14 protein-coding genes are annotated in these 17029 nt (G+C 65.6%); 6 read left to right on the top strand and 8 right to left on the bottom strand.

The annotated features are described in order from the left end of the window. Window positions 1-6: 6 nt before the first annotated feature. Window positions 7-1377: a glutamine synthetase family protein gene (locus AC6H34_RS04860; protein WP_497538077.1), complete on the bottom strand. Its 1371-nt coding sequence runs from the start codon at window positions 1375-1377 to the stop codon at window positions 7-9. Window positions 1378-1676: 299 nt separating this feature from the next. Between AC6H34_RS04860 and AC6H34_RS04855 the strand changes: the two genes are divergently transcribed. Next, window positions 1677-2393 (top strand): hypothetical protein, encoded by a 717-nt coding sequence (locus AC6H34_RS04855; protein ID WP_497538076.1) that lies wholly within the window; start codon window positions 1677-1679, stop codon window positions 2391-2393. 29 nt (window positions 2394-2422) lie between these two features. On the opposite strand, the gene AC6H34_RS04850 is transcribed toward AC6H34_RS04855, so the two are convergent. Together AC6H34_RS04850 and AC6H34_RS04845 are read right to left on the bottom strand one after the other, a co-directional pair. Beyond that, the gene (locus AC6H34_RS04850; RefSeq protein WP_497538075.1) at window positions 2423-2923 is read right to left on the bottom strand and encodes a 2-thiouracil desulfurase family protein; all 501 of its coding nucleotides are present in this window, start codon (window positions 2921-2923) and stop codon (window positions 2423-2425) included. A gap of 91 nt (window positions 2924-3014) precedes the next feature. Continuing rightward, window positions 3015-3500 carry a MarR family winged helix-turn-helix transcriptional regulator gene (locus tag AC6H34_RS04845; RefSeq protein WP_497538074.1) on the bottom strand — a complete coding sequence of 162 codons (486 nt, stop codon included), beginning with the start codon at window positions 3498-3500 and terminating at the stop codon, window positions 3015-3017. A gap of 110 nt (window positions 3501-3610) precedes the next feature. Between AC6H34_RS04845 and AC6H34_RS04840 the strand changes: the two genes are divergently transcribed. From AC6H34_RS04840 to AC6H34_RS04820, 5 genes are all read left to right on the top strand, one after another. After that, window positions 3611-4354 (top strand): DUF899 domain-containing protein, encoded by a 744-nt coding sequence (locus AC6H34_RS04840; RefSeq protein ID WP_497538073.1) that lies wholly within the window; start codon window positions 3611-3613, stop codon window positions 4352-4354. 87 nt (window positions 4355-4441) lie between these two features. Continuing rightward, entirely contained in the window at window positions 4442-5212 is a 771-nt protein-coding gene (locus tag AC6H34_RS04835; RefSeq protein ID WP_448151093.1) for a VOC family protein, read from the top strand. Between the two features lie 239 nt (window positions 5213-5451). Then, window positions 5452-6456, top strand: a complete 1005-nt coding sequence (denD, locus tag AC6H34_RS04830) for a D-erythronate dehydrogenase (RefSeq protein WP_448151094.1) — start codon at window positions 5452-5454, stop codon at window positions 6454-6456. A gap of 51 nt (window positions 6457-6507) precedes the next feature. Then, window positions 6508-7485: a 2-hydroxyacid dehydrogenase gene (locus tag AC6H34_RS04825; protein WP_448151095.1), complete on the top strand. Its 978-nt coding sequence runs from the start codon at window positions 6508-6510 to the stop codon at window positions 7483-7485. Between the two features lie 182 nt (window positions 7486-7667). After that, window positions 7668-9302: an ABC-F family ATP-binding cassette domain-containing protein gene (locus tag AC6H34_RS04820; protein ID WP_497538072.1), complete on the top strand. Its 1635-nt coding sequence runs from the start codon at window positions 7668-7670 to the stop codon at window positions 9300-9302. 14 nt (window positions 9303-9316) lie between these two features. Here the strand turns inward: AC6H34_RS04820 and AC6H34_RS04815 are convergent, their stop codons facing one another. The 5 genes from AC6H34_RS04815 to AC6H34_RS04795 all read right to left on the bottom strand — a co-directional run bounded on the left by AC6H34_RS04815 (window position 9317) and on the right by AC6H34_RS04795 (window position 16829). Continuing rightward, window positions 9317-11713: an aldehyde dehydrogenase family protein gene (locus AC6H34_RS04815; protein WP_497538071.1), complete on the bottom strand. Its 2397-nt coding sequence runs from the start codon at window positions 11711-11713 to the stop codon at window positions 9317-9319. 207 nt (window positions 11714-11920) lie between these two features. After that, the gene (gene deoC / locus AC6H34_RS04810) at window positions 11921-12982 is read right to left on the bottom strand and encodes a deoxyribose-phosphate aldolase (protein WP_448151097.1); all 1062 of its coding nucleotides are present in this window, start codon (window positions 12980-12982) and stop codon (window positions 11921-11923) included. Beyond that, window positions 12975-13973: a sugar-binding transcriptional regulator gene (locus AC6H34_RS04805; RefSeq protein ID WP_448151098.1), complete on the bottom strand. Its 999-nt coding sequence runs from the start codon at window positions 13971-13973 to the stop codon at window positions 12975-12977. Before AC6H34_RS04805 ends, deoC begins: the two co-directional genes overlap by 8 nt. 199 nt (window positions 13974-14172) lie before the next feature. Further along, window positions 14173-15690, bottom strand: a complete 1518-nt coding sequence (locus AC6H34_RS04800) for an FGGY-family carbohydrate kinase (protein ID WP_448151099.1) — start codon at window positions 15688-15690, stop codon at window positions 14173-14175. A gap of 122 nt (window positions 15691-15812) precedes the next feature. Next, the gene (locus AC6H34_RS04795; RefSeq protein ID WP_448151100.1) at window positions 15813-16829 is read right to left on the bottom strand and encodes a galactitol-1-phosphate 5-dehydrogenase; all 1017 of its coding nucleotides are present in this window, start codon (window positions 16827-16829) and stop codon (window positions 15813-15815) included. Window positions 16830-17029 lie beyond the last annotated feature (200 nt).

Raw genomic sequence — 17029 nt, 5'->3', positions numbered from 1 at the left:
GGTGCTTCAGAAGAACATATCGTATTCGCGCACGCTCAACTCCGACAGCAGTTCCTCATGCTGGCCGTGGATGAGATGGGCGTAGGTTTCCAGATAACGCTTTGAGAAATAATCCCTGAGCAACCTGGCGCCGGCCAGCCGACGGGCGGCATCGAAGACGTCTGCGGGCAGTCCCGGATCCTTGCTGTGGCCTGCATGTTTGTGCGCCACCGGTGCATCCGGCTCGAGCTTGTGCGTGATGCCGTAGTGAGCGGAGGCCAGAATGGCCGCGACCACGAGATAGGGATTGGCGTCGGCACCGGCGACCCTGTGCTCGATCCGGCGGCCTGCTCCCTTGTCGGAGGGGATGCGCAGCGCCACGGTGCGGTTGTCCTCGCCCCATTTGCGGTTCACCGGCGCGAACAACCCGCCGAAGCGTCGAAACGAGTTGTGATTGGGGGCGAAGAAGGCGAGCGACTCCGGCATCAGGCGCTGCATGCCGGCGACGGCGTGCCGGATCATACCCTCTCCCGTGCCGGGCGCGGCGAAGATGTTGCGGCCTTGAGCGTCGGCCAGGCTGACATGGACGTGCAGGCCGGAGCCGGCCTGATCGGGATAGGGCTTTGCCATGAAGGTGGCATCCCATCCTTCCGCCCGTGCCGTGCCCCTGATCAGTCGCTTGAGCAGGATGGCGTGGTCGGCCGCGAGTACGGCATCGCTCGAGTGATGCAGGTTCGTCTCGAACTGGCCGACGCCCATCTCCGCGATGACGGTGCCCATCGGCACGCCCTGTGCCCGGGCAGCGTCGTCGAGCCTGGCGGACCACAGCGCCACCTCTTCCAAGGTCAGCACGGACAGGTTGGTGGGAGGGCCGATCGGGCGACCGGTGCGCCGGATCACCGGCGGGCGTATGCGGCCGTCCGCTTCACGCATGCCGTCCGTGAGAAAGAACTCGTATTCGCAGGCGACGGTCGGGAAGAGGCCATCTGCCTGCAGGCGCTCCACGATGGACTTGAGCCATTGGCGCGGGTCGCTCCAGAGCGGCTCGCCCGTGGCGGCCAGGGTAATGTCCAGCATCACCTGCGCCGTCGGCACCGTGGCCCAGGTCATCGGCTTGAGGGTACCCGGGATCGGCATGCCCTTGGCGTCGGGATCGCCGTCATCCCATCCGATGCCGCCGGAGCCGTAGCCGCCGTGCTGCGGATTCAGGACATAGGGTGCGGCGGAGAAGCCCATGCCCGAGCGGTACAGCCCGTCAATTTCCTCCACGGGCAGGCGCTTGCCGAAACCGTAGCCGGTCAGATCAGGCGTAAAGGCCTCGATGAAGCGGGTGTCGGGGTGGGCGGCGAGGAAGGCGGCGACTTCGGGTTGGCGGGACGCCAGGGTATCAGCAGGCATGATGGATCTCGATGAGGTTCCAGAGAGAACGCGAGCGCCATGACGGCGTCAACCCCCTCCCGGAGTTGCGAGCCACGGCATGCACAGCCTTGCAGAGCCGCCCCAGACGCCGATTTTAAATTTTCTTCAACCGAATCGGCGTCGATATCGGAAAGTGCGGAAACTGTTCGTGATCGCTCGGCCTGGCAGAAGGGGACGGTACAGGCGATTTTCTCGGCTCAAACCGGCACTCGTTCCGCATGCCAGAAGTTTCGAGTATCGGAAACCAGACGAAAGGCCATTCCTTGCAGATATCGACGATGACAGGACGGCGTCGCGCCGGTGCCGCGATGGCGGTAAGCCTCCTGCTTGTGGTCCTTGCCGCAGGCCTTCCCGGAATCGCGAGGGCGCAGCAGTCTCCGCCGCCCGTCGCTCCGGCAGTAACCGCGCCTGCCACGCCCCGGACCTACAGGATCACCTCGGATATGACCCTTGTCCTGGTGCGCTCGACCCTTATTGCGCTCGATCAGGCGAACAAGACGGGCAATTATTCCGTCTTGCGCGATCTCGGCTCGCCGGATTTCAGGCGCAGGAACTCGGTCGCCCAGTTGAGCGACACTTTCTCGGCTCAGCGCGAGGCAGGTCTCGATCTTGGTGGTGCGGCCATCCTTCAGCCGACCATCACCGGCCAGCCGCAGACCGACAAGAGCGGCATGCTCCGGCTGGCGGGCTATTTTCCGCTCAACGGCGACAGCCGCCTGAATTTTGAGCTGGCCTATGTGGTGACCGACCAGAAATTGCTGCTCTCCGGCATCAATGTGGTCGTGACCGGCACTCAGGCAGCCGCTGCTTCCGCCGCGCCGCCGCCGGCCGCGCCTCCTCCACCCGCCACGAAGATCACGCCGGGCAAGGCAGAACCGAAGCCGAAGCAGGTTGCCAAGCCCGCACCCAAACCCAAGTCTGTACCCAAGCCGAAGCAGGTGGCCAAGCCCAAGCCGGTTCCGAAGCCACAGCCTGAGGTTGCGCCGGCGCAGTAGGACAAAGATGGACGTCGAGGCGTGGCGCGTCAGCCCGTCTGCTTCCGCATGATCGCCTGCTCCAGCCTGGCGATCTCGGCGGGCGCGAAGACCTCTATGCCGCTGGCTCGAAGCAGGGCGGCGGTCACCCCCGCCCCAGCCCGCATCGTGCCGCTGAAACTGCCGTCATGGATGAAACTGCTGCCGCAGGACGGGCTGCCGTCGATGAGAAGGGCGAAAAGGCAATTCTCCGTCCGGGCAAGTGCGAGCGCTGCCTCCGCACCTGCGCGGTAGAGCGTCGTGACATCGGAGCCGCCGCTTTCCAACACCCGGGCGTGTCCGGCGAGGACATTCTCGCCTGATCCGCCGTCGGCAATTTCAGCCGGTGGCCGGGGCACGCTGAAGCCGGCCGAAAGTTCCGGGCAGATGGAAACGACGCGCCCTTCCGCCTGCCAGCGGGCGAGGGCGGGGTGGACGAACGGCTTGGCTGAGCCGTTGTAGCGCACGGGCCGGCCGAGAAGGCAGGCGCTGACCAGGATTTTCGCCGTCATGGCGTTTCCTTGCGGCCGCTTGATCGGGAGGTCAAGCCGGCGGATGTGGCTTCCCGAACCGGGGTGATGATCGCGACGGCCGCATCCGGCCTCAGGCTAAAGCAGCAAGCTGCCGGCGTAGGCTCTCGGCGCCGCCGGACAGCTTTGCCTCCAAGGTCTCGTGCGTCGCCTTCCAGATCGGCACTGCACTGGCCAGAAGGTTTCGGCCTCCAGGCGTGAGGGCGAGCAGGCGCAGGCGCCTGTCCCCGGGATCCGGCACAACGGTCACCAATCCACGTTTTTCGAGCACCCTCAGCGCCGCGGTCAACGTGGTGCGATCCATGGCGAGGAGGGCGGCCACCGGCGCCATGCTCGGGGGACTGGGGCGATTGAGTGCCATCAGCAGTGAGAACTGGTTGTTCGTGAGCCCTATCGGGCGCAGGGCAAGATCGAAACGGCGCGCCAGCGCCCGGGCCGCTCGCTGGACGTGCAGGCACAGGCAGGAATCTTTCACGAGCAGTGTCGTCTGGAAGGGAACCGAAACGTCTTCCACGGGTGAGGGCAGGGGAGATGCTGTGGTGTCTTTGGTCTGGCGCATGGTTCTGGTCGGATATCTGCTGCCTTGGGGACGTCTTTGACAGTGAAAAATAATGTTGATATCAACTTATTATGTCAAGAAGCCTGCTGCAAACGTTGAAGGAGGATGAAATGACGCAACATCCGGTCGTGTCGCGGGAAGAATGGCTCGTGGCGCGCAAGGCGCTGCTGCTCAAGGAAAAGGAAGCAACGAGGGCGCGTGACAGGCTCAACGCCGAGCGCCTCGCCCTGCCCTGGGTGAGGGTCGACAAGCCTTACCAATTCGATAGCCCCCGGGGCCGGCGGTCGCTCTCGGACCTTTTCGACGGCCGCAGCCAGTTGATAATCTACCATTTCATGCTCGGGCCGGAATGGAGCGCAGGCTGCCCCGGTTGTTCGTTCCTGGCCGACCATCTCGATGGTGCGCTGCCGCACCTGGAGCATCATGATGTCACGCTGACGGCGGTGTCGCGGGCTCCGCTCGCCAAGATCGAGGCGTACAGGACGCGGATGGGGTGGCGCTTCCCCTGGGTTTCCTCCAACGGGAGCGATTTCAACTTCGACTACCACGTCTCCTTTGCGCCGGAAGAGTTGGAGAACGGCTCCGTCTTCTACAATTTCCAGGAAATTCCGGGTGCCGACGCCCATGACGAACTGCCTGGCCTGAGCGCCTTCAACAAGGATGAGGACGGCACGATCCATCACACCTATTCGAGTTATGGCCGGGGGCCAGAAGAGCTGATCGGCACGCTGATGATCCTCGATCGGGCGCCCAAGGGCCGCAACGAGGACAGCACCATGGATTTCGTGCGCCGTCACGACGAGTACGAAAGCCGGCAGGCTCACGGCTGCTGCGGATCTTCCGTGACGGCATGAGTGCCAGATAATCGTCACCTTTCTCGTTTAGTTTTCGTCCGCCATCGCGGGCCAAGTCGCAGCCGATATTCCACAGGGAGAAAAGACATGACCGACCATCACGGCACCTTTGTCTGGTACGAACTGATGACGAGCGACACCAAGGCTGCGGAAGCCTTCTACAAGGCGGTCACCGGCTGGGATGCCGCCGATTCCGGCATGCCCGGGGTGGACTACACGCTGTTTTCCACCAACGGCACCCGGGTCGCCGGCCTGATGACCGTGCCACCCGATGCCGCCGCAATGGGCGCCCGACCGGCCTGGATTGGCTATGTGGGCTGCAACGACGTCGATGCGGTCGCCGCGGAGATCAGGAAGGCGGGGGGCAGGATCCTTCGCGACCCCGACGACATCCCCGGAATCGGCCGTTTTGCCGTGGCGGCCGATCCGCAAGGCGCAGTATTCTGCCTGTTCAAGGGCCAAGGCGAGGCGCCGGAGATGCCGCCTATGAACACCCCCGGCCTGATTGCCTGGCGCGAACTGCATGCCGGCGACGGTCCGAGCGCCTTCACGTTCTATTCGAATCTGTTCGGGTGGCGGAAGGGCGAGGGCATGGATATGGGCCCGATGGGCATCTATCAGATCTATGGCAAGGGCGACGTCGACTTCGGCGGCATCATGACCAAGATGCCGGAAACCCCCATGCCGTTCTGGCTGTATTATATCAACGTCTCCGACATCGAAGCCACCACCGGCCGCATTTCGGCCAATGGCGGTAAGATCCTCAACGGCCCCATGGAGGTACCCGGCGGCATGTGGATCGTCCAGGGGTTTGATCCGCAGGGAGCCATGTTCGCCGTCGTCGGGCCGAAGGTCTGAGGGCTCGCCGGCCTCACCGGCCGAGAGCCCCTGGATGGCGGCTGTGAGGCAAATGCCGGGCCGGCCGGGAGGCCGGCTCGCCGCACAGTAATTGTAAGACCACGGCTTGCCTCGTCTCCTCAAAGGTCCTATCGCTAGTGCGTCGCCCGTCCGGGCGGTTCACAAGCAAGAATTCTGGCAGGGCGTGGCGCCGCGAATCTGGCGGTCGACCGCACCCGGGGAAATGACGAGGCGTGGCGATGAAGGTGCTTATTCTGGGTGCGGCCGGCATGATCGGCCGCAAACTGTTCGAAAGCATTGCCCAGAGCGGCATGTTTGGCGGCAAGCGAGTCGATGAGGTGCTGCTCAGTGATGTCGTGCTCCCTCTCGTTCCGGCCGGCCTGCCTTTCACCTGCAGCGCTTCCCAGGACGATCTGCCTGCTCCCGGTACGGCCGAGCGGCTGATCGAGGCGCTCCCTGACGTGATCGTCCATCTGGCCGCCATCGTCTCCGGCGAAGCGGAAGCCGACTTCGACAAGGGCTATCGCATCAATCTCGAAGGCACGACCAGCCTGTTCGAAGCCATCCGCAAGGCCCATGGCAACAGCGCTCCGGGCGAGGGTTACCATCCCCGTGTGATCTTCTCCTCCTCCATCGCCGTGTTCGGCGCGCCCTTCCCGGAGCGTATCGGCGACGAGTTCTTCAACACCCCGCTCACCTCCTACGGCACCCAGAAGGCGATCGGCGAACTGCTGCTGTCCGATTACAGCCGCAAGGGTTTCTTCGACGGCATCGGTATCCGCCTGCCCACCATCGCCGTGCGTCCGGGCAAGCCGAACAAGGCGGCGTCCGGCTTCTTCTCCGGCATCCTGCGCGAGCCGCTCAACGGCCAGGAGGCGGTCCTGCCGGTATCCGATCAGGTGCGGCACTGGTTCGCTAGCCCGCGTTCGGCCATCGGCTTCCTGCACCATGCCGCGGCAATCGACACCTCGCAGCTCGGCTGGCGCCGGAATCTCTCGATGCCTGGCCTCTCGGTCACTGTCGCCGAGGAGATTGAGGCCCTGCGTCGTGCCGCTGGCGACAAGGCCGTCGCGCTGATCCGCCGCGAGCCCGATCCCGTGATCGAGAAGATCGTGGCCGGATGGCCGCGCGACTTCGACACCGCGCGAGCGCTCTCGCTCGGTTTTGTCGCCGATCCCGACATGGATGCCATCATCAAGGTCTATATTGACGACGAACTGGGCGGAAAACTGCCTCAATATTGATCGACCCATTGCCGCCTGCCTCGTCATTGCCCGTTCCGGATCCCTGCCGCCATGTCTCGTCCCGATCTCCTGATGCCCCGCCCGATGCAGCCCCACGCCATGGCGGTGCTGGAGAAGGAGTTCACCCCGCACAGGCTCTGGGAGGCGGCTGACCCGGCGGCGATGTTGGCGGGGCTCGGAGACAAGGTGCGGTTCATTGCCGCCGGCAGCCATTCCGTGGTCGATGCCGCGATGATCGAGGCGCTGCCGAAGCTCGAGATCATCGCCAATTTCGGCGTGGGCTATGACACCGTCGACGCCGTCGCGGCGGCAAAGCGCGGCATCATCGTCACCAACACCCCGGATGTGCTCAACGAGGATGTCGCCGACCTCGCCATGGGGCTGTTGATCTCCACGGCGCGCGAGCTGCCACAGGCGGAGAAATATCTGCGCGAAGGCAAGTGGCTCGGGGCGAACTACCCGCTGACCAGGGGCACCCTGCGAGGCCGTACCCTCGGCATCGTCGGCCTGGGGCGCATCGGCAAGGCCATCGCAAAGCGTGCCGAGGCCTTCGGGCTCAAGATTGCCTATTTCGGCAGGCGCCGGCAGGCGGATGTCGCCTATCCCTACTACGACAGCGTGCTCGCCCTGGCGGAGGCCGTCGACACGCTGATCCTGATCCTTCCCGGCGGCCCCGAGACGCGCAATATCGTCAATGCCGAGGTGCTGAAGGCGCTCGGCCCCGAGGGCATCCTGATCAATGTGGCGCGCGGCACGGTGGTCGACGAGCCCGCCCTGATCGCGGCGCTTCAGAACAAGGAGATCCTCGGCGCCGGCCTCGACGTGTTCGCGGAGGAGCCGAAGGTGCCGGCCGCCCTGATCGCGCTCGACAATGTCGTGCTCCTGCCCCATGTCGGCTCGGCATCACACCATACGCGTGGCGCCATGGCCCAGCTCGTGATCGACAATCTCGTTTCCTGGCGTGACGGCAAGGGACCGCTCACCCCGGTTGCCGAGACGCCCTGGCCGAAACCGTCCGTGCGAGAATAGCGTTCGTCGAGGCCCCCTGTTCCTGCAATAGTCCTCACACCCGGTCATCGCTGCTGCATGGCCTTGCATGTGGATGCCCACTCCCGTAAATTTCCTCCATCGTACTCCGACAGGATGGTGCTTCATGGACAACAGCCCGATCGCAATGCCGCTTCGCCTTGCCACCGGGATCTCGTATGTCCATGCCTGCCTCGATTACTCTTTCCAATCTTTCCTGGTCCACGCCTGAGGGGCGGACCCTTTTTTCCCATCTCGATCTGACTTTCGGAGCTGAGCGCACCGGGCTCGTCGGACGCAACGGGATCGGCAAGACCACGCTGCTCGGCCTGATCGCCGGGCAGACGCGGCCTCAGGTCGGGGCCATCGCCGTCAACGGCACGCTGGGCATGCTGCGCCAGGGTGTCCGGGTCGAGCCTCGGGAAACGGTTGCCGACCTCTTCGGGACATCCGGGGCGCTGGCCGTGCTGGGCCGTGCGCAGACTGGCGAGGCCTCCGCGGAGGAACTCGCCGGGGCAGACTGGACCCTGGAGGCGCGCATGGCTGCGGCCCTTGCCCGCGCCGGGTTGCAGATGGAACCCGATACCCCGCTCGCCGATCTGTCCGGCGGACAGCGCACGCGGGCGGGCCTTGCCGCCCTTGTCTTCGCTGAGCCGGATTTCGTGATCCTGGACGAGCCGACGAACAATCTCGATCGCCAGGGACGCGAGGCCGTCATCGCGTTGCTGGCCAACTGGCGGGCTGGTGCAATCGTCGTCAGCCATGACCGGGAATTGCTCGAGACCATGGATGCCATCGTCGAACTGACCATGCTTGGCGCCACGCGTTATGGAGGCAATTGGAGCCGGTATCGCGAGCGCAGGGCGCTGGAACTGGCTTCCGCGCGGCACGATCTGGCGGAGGCCGAGAAGCATGTCTCGGAGGTTGCCCGCAACGCCCAGGCGGCGGTCGAGCGTCAGGCGCGACGCGACGGCGTCGGCAGGAAAAAGGCGGCAAGGGGCGGCATTCCCCGTATAGCGCTGGGCGGGCTGAAGGAAAGAAGCGAGACGACATCGGCCGACAATACGCGCATCACCGAGCGCCGCCGTGCGCAGGCGCTCGACGAGATGGCAGCCGCGCGGGAGAAGATCGAGGTGCTGCAACCGTTGTCGGTCGCACTGGCGTCAACAGGTTTGCCCACGAGCAAGGTTGTGCTGGAGTTGGAGGGGGTGACCGCGGGCTATCGGCCGGAAGTGCTGGTCATACGCGACTTCTCCTTCCAGATCACCGGTCCGGAACGCATCGGTCTCATCGGCCCGAACGGCTCAGGCAAGACGACGCTGCTCAAGCTGGTCAACGGCGCACTGAAACCCTCGGCCGGGGTGGTGCGCGCGATGGTCCCCTTCGCCATGCTCGACCAGCAGGTGAGCCTGCTCGATCCCGCGCAGTCGATCCGCGACAACTTCCAGCGCCTGAATCCGGGCGCGGACGAGAATGCCTGCCGTGCCGCGCTCGCGCGCTTCATGTTCCGGGCCGAGGCGGCACTGCAGATCATTGCGACGCTCAGCGGCGGCCAGACCCTGCGGGCCGGCCTCGCCTGCGTGCTGGGCGGCCCCAGGCCGCCATCCCTGCTGATCCTAGACGAGCCGACGAACCATCTCGATCTCGACTCCATCTCCGCCGTGGAGAGCGGGCTCAGGGCCTATGACGGCGCCCTGCTCGTGGTGAGCCACGACGAGATGTTTCTCGAGGGAATCGGGGTGACGAGGCGGGTGAAGATGGACTGCAGCGAAGGGTGCCGCGCCGAGCCCTCTCCGTTTCGCGGAGAAGGCTCGGGATAACGGCCGCTCAGCCATCACTCTCCATACGGCACCCAGATGTTCTTCACCTGGGTCGCGTGGCGCAGGTAGTCCTCGCCTTGGCTCTGCGCATCGGCCTGCCAGTTGATCGGCTTGCCCTGGTTGGTCCAGGTGGCCTTCAGGTTGCCCGCCGAGGCCTTTTCCGCCGTTGCGGCGCCGCTCTTGGAACCGTAGTACCAGAGAGCGTCGACATCGTCGTGCTCGGCCAGCGTCTTGGCGAGTTCGTCGCGGGCGCCGGTTACGATGTTGACCACGCCGGCCGGGACGTCGGATGTCTCTAGGATCTGGTAGAAGTCCGTCGCCGCCAGCGGGAACGCGGGCGAGGGCACGACGACGACGCGGTTGCCCATGGCGATCGCAGGCATCACGAGCGAGACGAAGGCGAGCAGCGGCGCCTCGTCCGGGCAGAGGACGCCCAGGATGCCGAACGGCTCGTTCATCGCCAGCGTCACGTTGCGCGAGCGCGTCGCGTGGACGCGGCCGTCATATTTGTCCGCCTGTGCGGCATAGTAGAAGATGCGGCGGATCGCCTTTTCCACCTCGGCCTTAGCCGCCTTGGCGCTATGGCCGAAGCTGACCAGGCGTTGCTCGAACTCTGCGGCGCGGGCCGACAGGTTTTCCGCGATGTAGTACAACACCTGGGCACGGTTGTGCGCCGTGGCGCCGCCCCAGCCGCCCGCCTTGGTGGCCGCCTCGACGGCATTGCGGATGTCCTTGCGGTTGCCGAGGCCCGCCTGGCCGAGTGTGGCGCCGGAGCCGCTCTTCACGGTATAGCTGTATCCCGAATCTGGCCGCGCCTGCTTGCCGCCGACGAACAGCTTGGCGGTGCGGTCGATGGTGGGCAGTGCATTGCCCGTGGGAGCCTCGGCCGGCGAGACGCTGAGTGCACTCGCCTTGACGTCCTCCGCCGCGGCCAGGGATTTCTCCCAGTCGGGCTTGAGGTATTCGTACATGCCCTCGCGCCCGCCCTCGCGGCCGAAGCCGCTTTCGCGGTAGCCGCCGAAACCGGCCGCGGCGTCGAAGAGGTTGGTGGAATTGACCCAGACCACGCCTGCCTTCATGCGCGCGGCGGTGTCGAGGGCCCGGTTGATGTTCTCCGACCAGATCGAGGCGGCAAGGCCGTAGCGCGTGTGATTGGCGAGCTGGATCGCTTCGTCCGGCGTCCGGAACGTCATGGCGACAGCGACCGGACCGAAGATCTCGACTTCCGAGACGGTCGAGGAAGGCTCGACGTCGACGAAGATCGATGGCGGGAAGAAGTTCCCCTTCGACGGCAGCGGGCAGCTAGCCTGCACCAGCGTGCCGCCTTCGCTCTCGCCCTTCTTGACGAGGTCGCGGATGCGCTGGAGCTGCACGGGAGCGACGATGGCGCCCATGTCGACGGATTTGTCCAGGGGGTCGCCGACACGCAGCGTCTCCATGCGGCGGCGAAGCTTGCCGAGGAAGCGTTCGGCGATGCCTTCCTGGATGAGCAGACGCGAGCCCGCGCAGCAGACCTGACCCTGGTTGAACCAGATCGCATCCACCACGCCCTCGACTGCGCCGTCGAGATCGGCATCCTCATAGACGATGAAGGGCGACTTGCCGCCCAGTTCCAGCGACAGCTTCTTGCCGGACCCCGCGGTTGCCTGCCGGATGAGGCGGCCGACCTCGGTGGAGCCGGTGAAGGCGATCTTGTCGACATCGGGGTGGGCGACCAGGGCCGCTCCCGTGGCACCATCACCGGTGACGATGTTGACGACGCCGTCCGGCAGGCCTGCCTCGCGGCAGATCTCGGCGAAGGCGAGTGCGGTGAGCGGCGTGAACTCGGCGGGCTTCAGCACCACTGTGTTGCCGGCGGCGAGAGCCGGGGCGATCTTCCAGGCCAGCATGAGCAGCGGGAAGTTCCAGGGGATGATCTGGCCGCAGACGCCGACGGGGCCGTAGCCGGCGAATTCGCTCTCCAGCAATTCGGCCCAGCCGGCGTGGTGGTAGAAATGGCGGGCGACGAGGGGAATGTCGATGTCGCGGCTCTCGCGGATCGGCTTGCCGTTGTCCATCGTCTCCAGCACGGAGAGGAAGCGCTCGCGTTTCTGGATATGGCGGGCGATGGCGTAGAGGTAGCGGGCGCGCTCATGGCCGGGCAGGCCGGACCAGACGGGAAAGGCCTTGCGGGCCGCTTTCACCGCGGCGTCGACATCCTCCGCGGTGCCTTCGGCGACCTTGCCGAGCAGGGTGTCGCGGGCCGGATTGGTGACGTCGAAGGTCGTCTTGCCCTTCGAGGCGACGAAGGCGCCGCCGATGAAATGACGGAAGCCCTTTTCATGCTGCGCGAGCCAGGCGGCGACATGGTTCTCGGCTTCCGGGGCAGGACCATAGTCCATGGTTTGCAGGATTTCCTTGACGGTGGGCATGGGAGTGACTCCAGGGAGGAGAAGAAGGGGCGACACCGGAGCTCCTCCCGCCTTCGGGGAGAATGGACCGGCGAAACCGGGACGGCTGGAAGAGCGGAGCGCTACCTGTGAGGCGAAGAGGGTCAAAGTTGCGCCACTCTTCCCTTCCGGCGCTTCGCGCCGCCCTCCCCGAAACCGGGGAAGGGCCAGGTCACGCTCCCTGTTTCCTCAGGCCAAGGCGTGGTGCGTGAGCGCCGAATAGCGCCCGGTGACAAAGTGCTCGAGCTGACGCTCGATATCGGCCAGCATGGAGCTCGCGCCGATGCGGAAGAGGTTCGGCTCCAGCCAGGGGCGGCCCAGTTCCTCGTTCATCAGCGTCAGCCAGGAGAGGGCGTCCTTGGCGGTGCGCAGGCCGCCGGCCGGCTTGAAGCCGACCATCTCGCCGGTGAACTCGCCATAATCGCGCAGCGCCCGGATCATGGTGAGGCTGACGGGCAATGTGGCGTTGACGTCCTCCTTGCCGGTCGAGGTCTTGATGAAGTCGGCGCCCGCCATCATCGCCACCATGCTGGCCTTGTAGACATTGCGCAGTGTCTTGAGGTCGCCGGTGGCGAGGATCGCCTTGAGATGGGCCTCGCCGCAGGCCTCGCGCATGGCCTTCACCTCGTCATAGAGGGCATTCCAATCCTGGGTGAGGACCTGGGCGCGGTTGATCACGATGTCGATCTCGCCGGCGCCCTGGTCCACGGCATAGCGGATCTCCGCGAGGCGCTGGGGCAGCGGCGTCAGGCCGGCCGGAAAGCCGGTGGCAACGGAGGCCACGGGGATGCCCGAGCCCTTCAGGGCCTTCACCGCCGGGGCGACCATGGTGGGATAGACGCAGACGGCGCCGACCGTGGGCGGTGCATCGGCCAGGCCGAGGGCGACGACGATATCCTCGCGGATCGGCCGGCGCGCCTTGAGGGCGAGGCGATGCACGCGGCCGGGCGTGTCGTCGCCCGCAAGCGTGGTGAGATCGATGCATTGGACCGCCTTGACCAGCCAGGCCGCCTGATACTCCTTCTTCACCGTGCGGCGCCCGCCTAGTGTCGCGGCGCGACGTTCGGTGGCGCTCAGATTGACCTGCACATTCTCGAACCATTCGGGCTTCAGGACCGTGCCCGGATTGCGGGCATGGGCGCCGTGGCCGAGCACGGTGAGGGCCGATCCAGTCGATACGACGCTGAGGGCAGGGGTGGCGGAAGCGGACTTTTTGGAGGCAGCCGGCGTGCCTTGTTCGGTCTTATCCATGGTGTGTCTCATCCAGGAGGAAACGCGCTGTCTGCTCGTCGGTGACGAGCACGTTGATATAGCCGGCCCGGAGGCAGGCGAGGGTGATGGCTTGTTTCGACTTGCCGGCCGCGACGCCGATCGAGAATTTGCGCTCTCGGCACAAACGCAGGTCCAGCCCGATGGTTCGCGCGTCGATGTTGGCATCGACGATATTGCCATAGGCATCGACGTAGCGGCTGAGAATATCCCCGACGGCACCCCGGGCCTTGAGCGCTGCCGTTTCGGCCTCGGTGACGAAGCCGGACTGTACAAGCACCGAATCCGGACTGATTGTGCCGAGCCCGAAGCAGATCACCGGCGCGCGGCGGGCGAGATCGAGCACGCTGGCGATGGTGGGGTCCTGCTCCAGCGCCACGCGGGTGGCTGCGTGGCCGAGAATGGCGGGCACCGGCAGCAGCGTCGCCGTACCGTTGGCGGAACGGGCGAAGAGTTCGGCGACGTTGTTTGTGCGCACCGAAGGCGAGCGGATGTTCATGGCCCCGTTGAGCAGGACCACTTCGACGCCCTCGTTCCAGAAAGGCGGCAGCCGATGGGCCACCGCGCTCATGGTGCGGCCCCAGGAAACACCCATCAGGGGCACCTTGCCGAGCCCCGCCAGCATGCGGGCGGCGGCCTGGGCCACGCTTTCCAGCAGCAGCCCTTCGTCCTCCTCACCCGTATTGGGCACGACCACCGCTTCTTTCAGGCTGTAGCGGCGCTGCAATCGTGCTTCGATATCGGGACTGCGGGGCGCGCGCGGCACGATCTCGATACGCACGATGCCGGCTTCCCGGGCATCGCTGAGCAGGCGGCTCGCCTGCCAACGCGTGAGGTTGAGCTCCTTGGCGAGTTCGCCCATGGTCATGTCGAGCTCGTAGTAGCGCTTCGCCACCTGGATCATCAGGAGTTCGCGCTGTTCGCCCGACAGCGTGCGGAACTGGATGTCCTGGTCGAGATTGGTGATGCTCATGACGAGGCCCCCAGCGTATGGATGGACAACCCAGTCATTTGGTGGACGGAACCTCCGGCTTTTGTCATGCCCGTGCTTGTCCCGGCAATCCACGACAGCGCAGAGCTCGGAGAAGTTGCGCCTGGATGCCCGGGACAAGCACGGGCATGACGAAGGTCGCGCCTGCTTGCGCTAGCCAGCGAATGTCGAATGCGGCCCTTCATGCTGCGCCTCCCAATTGCCGGGTGGCGAGGCGGCGCGAGAGCGGCGCGAGCAGTTCGGTGGCTTCCAGATAGTCCTGAAGCAGTTCGCCATAGCGCGCATGTGCAGAGAGATCGGGTTCGATCAGGGTGGTCGGTTGGGTCACGGCATCGGCAGCCGCGAAGAGATCCGGGAACAGACCCGCCCCCGCCGCGGCCGAGGCGGCCGCGCCGATGATGGTGAGATTGGCTTGCGAAAGAAGTTCCACGGGCATTCCCAGAGCGTCGACGGTCGACTTCAACCATAGACGATTTTTGGCATAGCCGCCCGAACTGACGATACGGTTGCAGGGAATGTCGAGTTCGCGGATGCGCCTGAGCACGTTGGCGGAGCCCAGCGCCACGCTCTCCACCGCCGAGCGGTAGATATCCGCCCTGCTATGGCTGAGCGACAGGCCCATCACGGCGCCGCGCAGCAGCGGATCGCGGTAAGGCGTGCGGTTTCCCATGAAGTAGTCGAGCGTCAGCAGGCCCGTGCTGCCCACCGGCTTTGCTGCGGCTTCCTCCCAGAGTGCGGCAAGGCCGGCCTGATCGATCTGGAAGATGTCGCGCGAGGCCCAGGAGAGCACGGAACCCGCGGAGACCTGCCCCGCTTCCACCAGCCAGTAGTCGTCGACCAGCGCATGGGGGTAGGGGCCCCAGAATCCCGTGACCGGCGCTTCCGCCGCGAGCTGGAACAGATGCACCACGGAGGTGCCCCCGATCATCAGGTGCTCGCCCGGCCGCAGCGTGCCTGCGCCGAGGATGCCCGTGTGGGCATCGATGCCGCCCTGAGCCAGCATGGGGCGGTTGATCAGGCCGAGATGGTCCGCCGCCTCGGCACGGATCTCGCCGATCGGCGCACCGACAGCCTTGATCTCCGACGGCAGCCTGCTTGCGAGATCCGGTACGCCGAACTCCGCGAAAAGCTCTTCATGAAAGCATTTGGAGACGGAATCGTAGTTCCATTTGCAGGTCGCATTCATGCGGGAGCCGACCCACAGGCCGGTCAGCTTGAAATTGATGTAGTCGAGGCACTCGCAGATGATTTCCGCTTGTGCATAGACCTCTGGCTCATTGCGCGACAGCCACATCGCCTTCGGCACCAGCCATTCCGCGGCATCGCCGCCGCCGGCGTAGGCGAGCACGGGATGAACGCTGCGGGCGGTGGCGGCAGCCTCTTCCGCCGCGCGGCAGTCCATCCATAGAAGCGCCGGGCGCAGGGGCGTGCCGTCGCGGCGGCAGGCCACCACTGTGGAGGCCGTGGTGGCGGCGCAGATGCCGTCGATGCGGGGAGAGCCGAGGTCGCGCATCAGCCCGCGTGTCGCCTCGCCCAGGCAGCGCCACCAGTCGTCGGGCGACTGCTCGGCCCAGCCGGGATGGGGGTGGCGGGTGGAATACTGCACCTCCCGCTCACCGAGCATGGTGCGGCTTTCGAGGTCGAAGATGCCGACCCTGATACCACCCGTGCCGAAATCCAGGCCGAGAAGATGTGGCATGGTACTCCCCTGCGAGAGCGGCTAGGTCCGCTCTTGAAACGATACGCTCTGCGACGAAGGAAGAGCGGACATCGCGACATTCATCCTCGATGCAATGGCGCCGTGATATCCACCCACCCGGGTTATGGCCGGAACATCACTTTCGAGAAGAAGTCGTTCTTCCTCTTGAAAGTCTCGAACATGCCCGGAAGCTCTTCCAGCTCGAGTTCATGGGTGATCATGAACTCCCAGCGCAGCGTGCCGTTCGAGAGCGCCTCGAGCGCCACGGTCCATTGCTTGCCGGGGAAGGGCGCGCCGAAGGAATTCCAGGCGCCGTGCAGCGAGATCTCCTGGCGAAGGAAATGCTGGAAGGTCTTGTTTTCCAGCGTTACGTCGGCAACGGGAATGCCGATGAAGACGACATGGCCGCCGGGACCGGCGAGCTTCGCGGCGAGATTGATCGAGGAGGGGTGGCCGGCAGCCTCGACGATGAGGTCGCAGGTGAGGCCCGCCGGAACCTCGTCCGTCACGAGCATCGTGTAGGTCGCTCCCGCCTCGCGGGCCTGGTCGAGCTTCTGCTGCGATACGTCGACGGCCACCACCTCGGTGCAGCCCATCAGCTTCATCCACTGGATGGCGAACAGGCCGATCGGCCCGCAGCCGATCACGCCGCCGCGCTGGCCCATGGTCGGCGGCGCCTTCCAGACGGCGTGCAACGCGATGGAGGCCGGATCCGTCATCGCGATGGCGCGTGGGTCGGCGCCCTGGGGCGCCTTGAGCAGATTGCCGACGGGCACCGCGACGAACTCGGTGTAGGCACCGTCGCGGCGGCTGCCGAAATAGTCATAGTTGCGGCAGCGCGAGAAGTTGCCGGTCGCGCACTGGTCGCACACGCGGCAGGGAATGAGGGGAGCGACGCCGACGAGTTCGCCCTCCTGATAGCCCGTCACACCTTCGCCGATCTCGGCGATATGCCCGGAGAACTCATGCCCGCAGATGATCGGCATGCGGTGCGCACCCTTGGTGAGCATGCGGGGCAGATCCGAACCGCAGACGCCGACGGCGGCCACGCGCAGCAGCACCTCTCCGCTCGACGCGGTGGGCTTGGGAACATCCTCGAGCCGGATGTCCCCGGGCGAATACATGACGGCAGCGCGCATGATCAAAGTCCTTGAAATGAAGGGGAATGAGATGTGGTTGACAGCCGGCGCACCGAGCCTCCCCTGGTTTCGGGGAAAGCGGGTCGATGCAGCCGGCTCGGAAGGGGCAGAGCGGCCGGGAGGAGGAAGGCGTGAGCAGCATCGCGCAACTCGCACCCTTCCGAGGTCGTGTGCTCCCCTCCCCGCAACCGGGGAAGGAT

Source organism: Labrys sp. ALF-8, from assembly GCF_059699065.1.
Note: the sequence above shows the minus strand (reverse complement) of the source record. Positions and strands in the feature narration are given on the sequence as shown.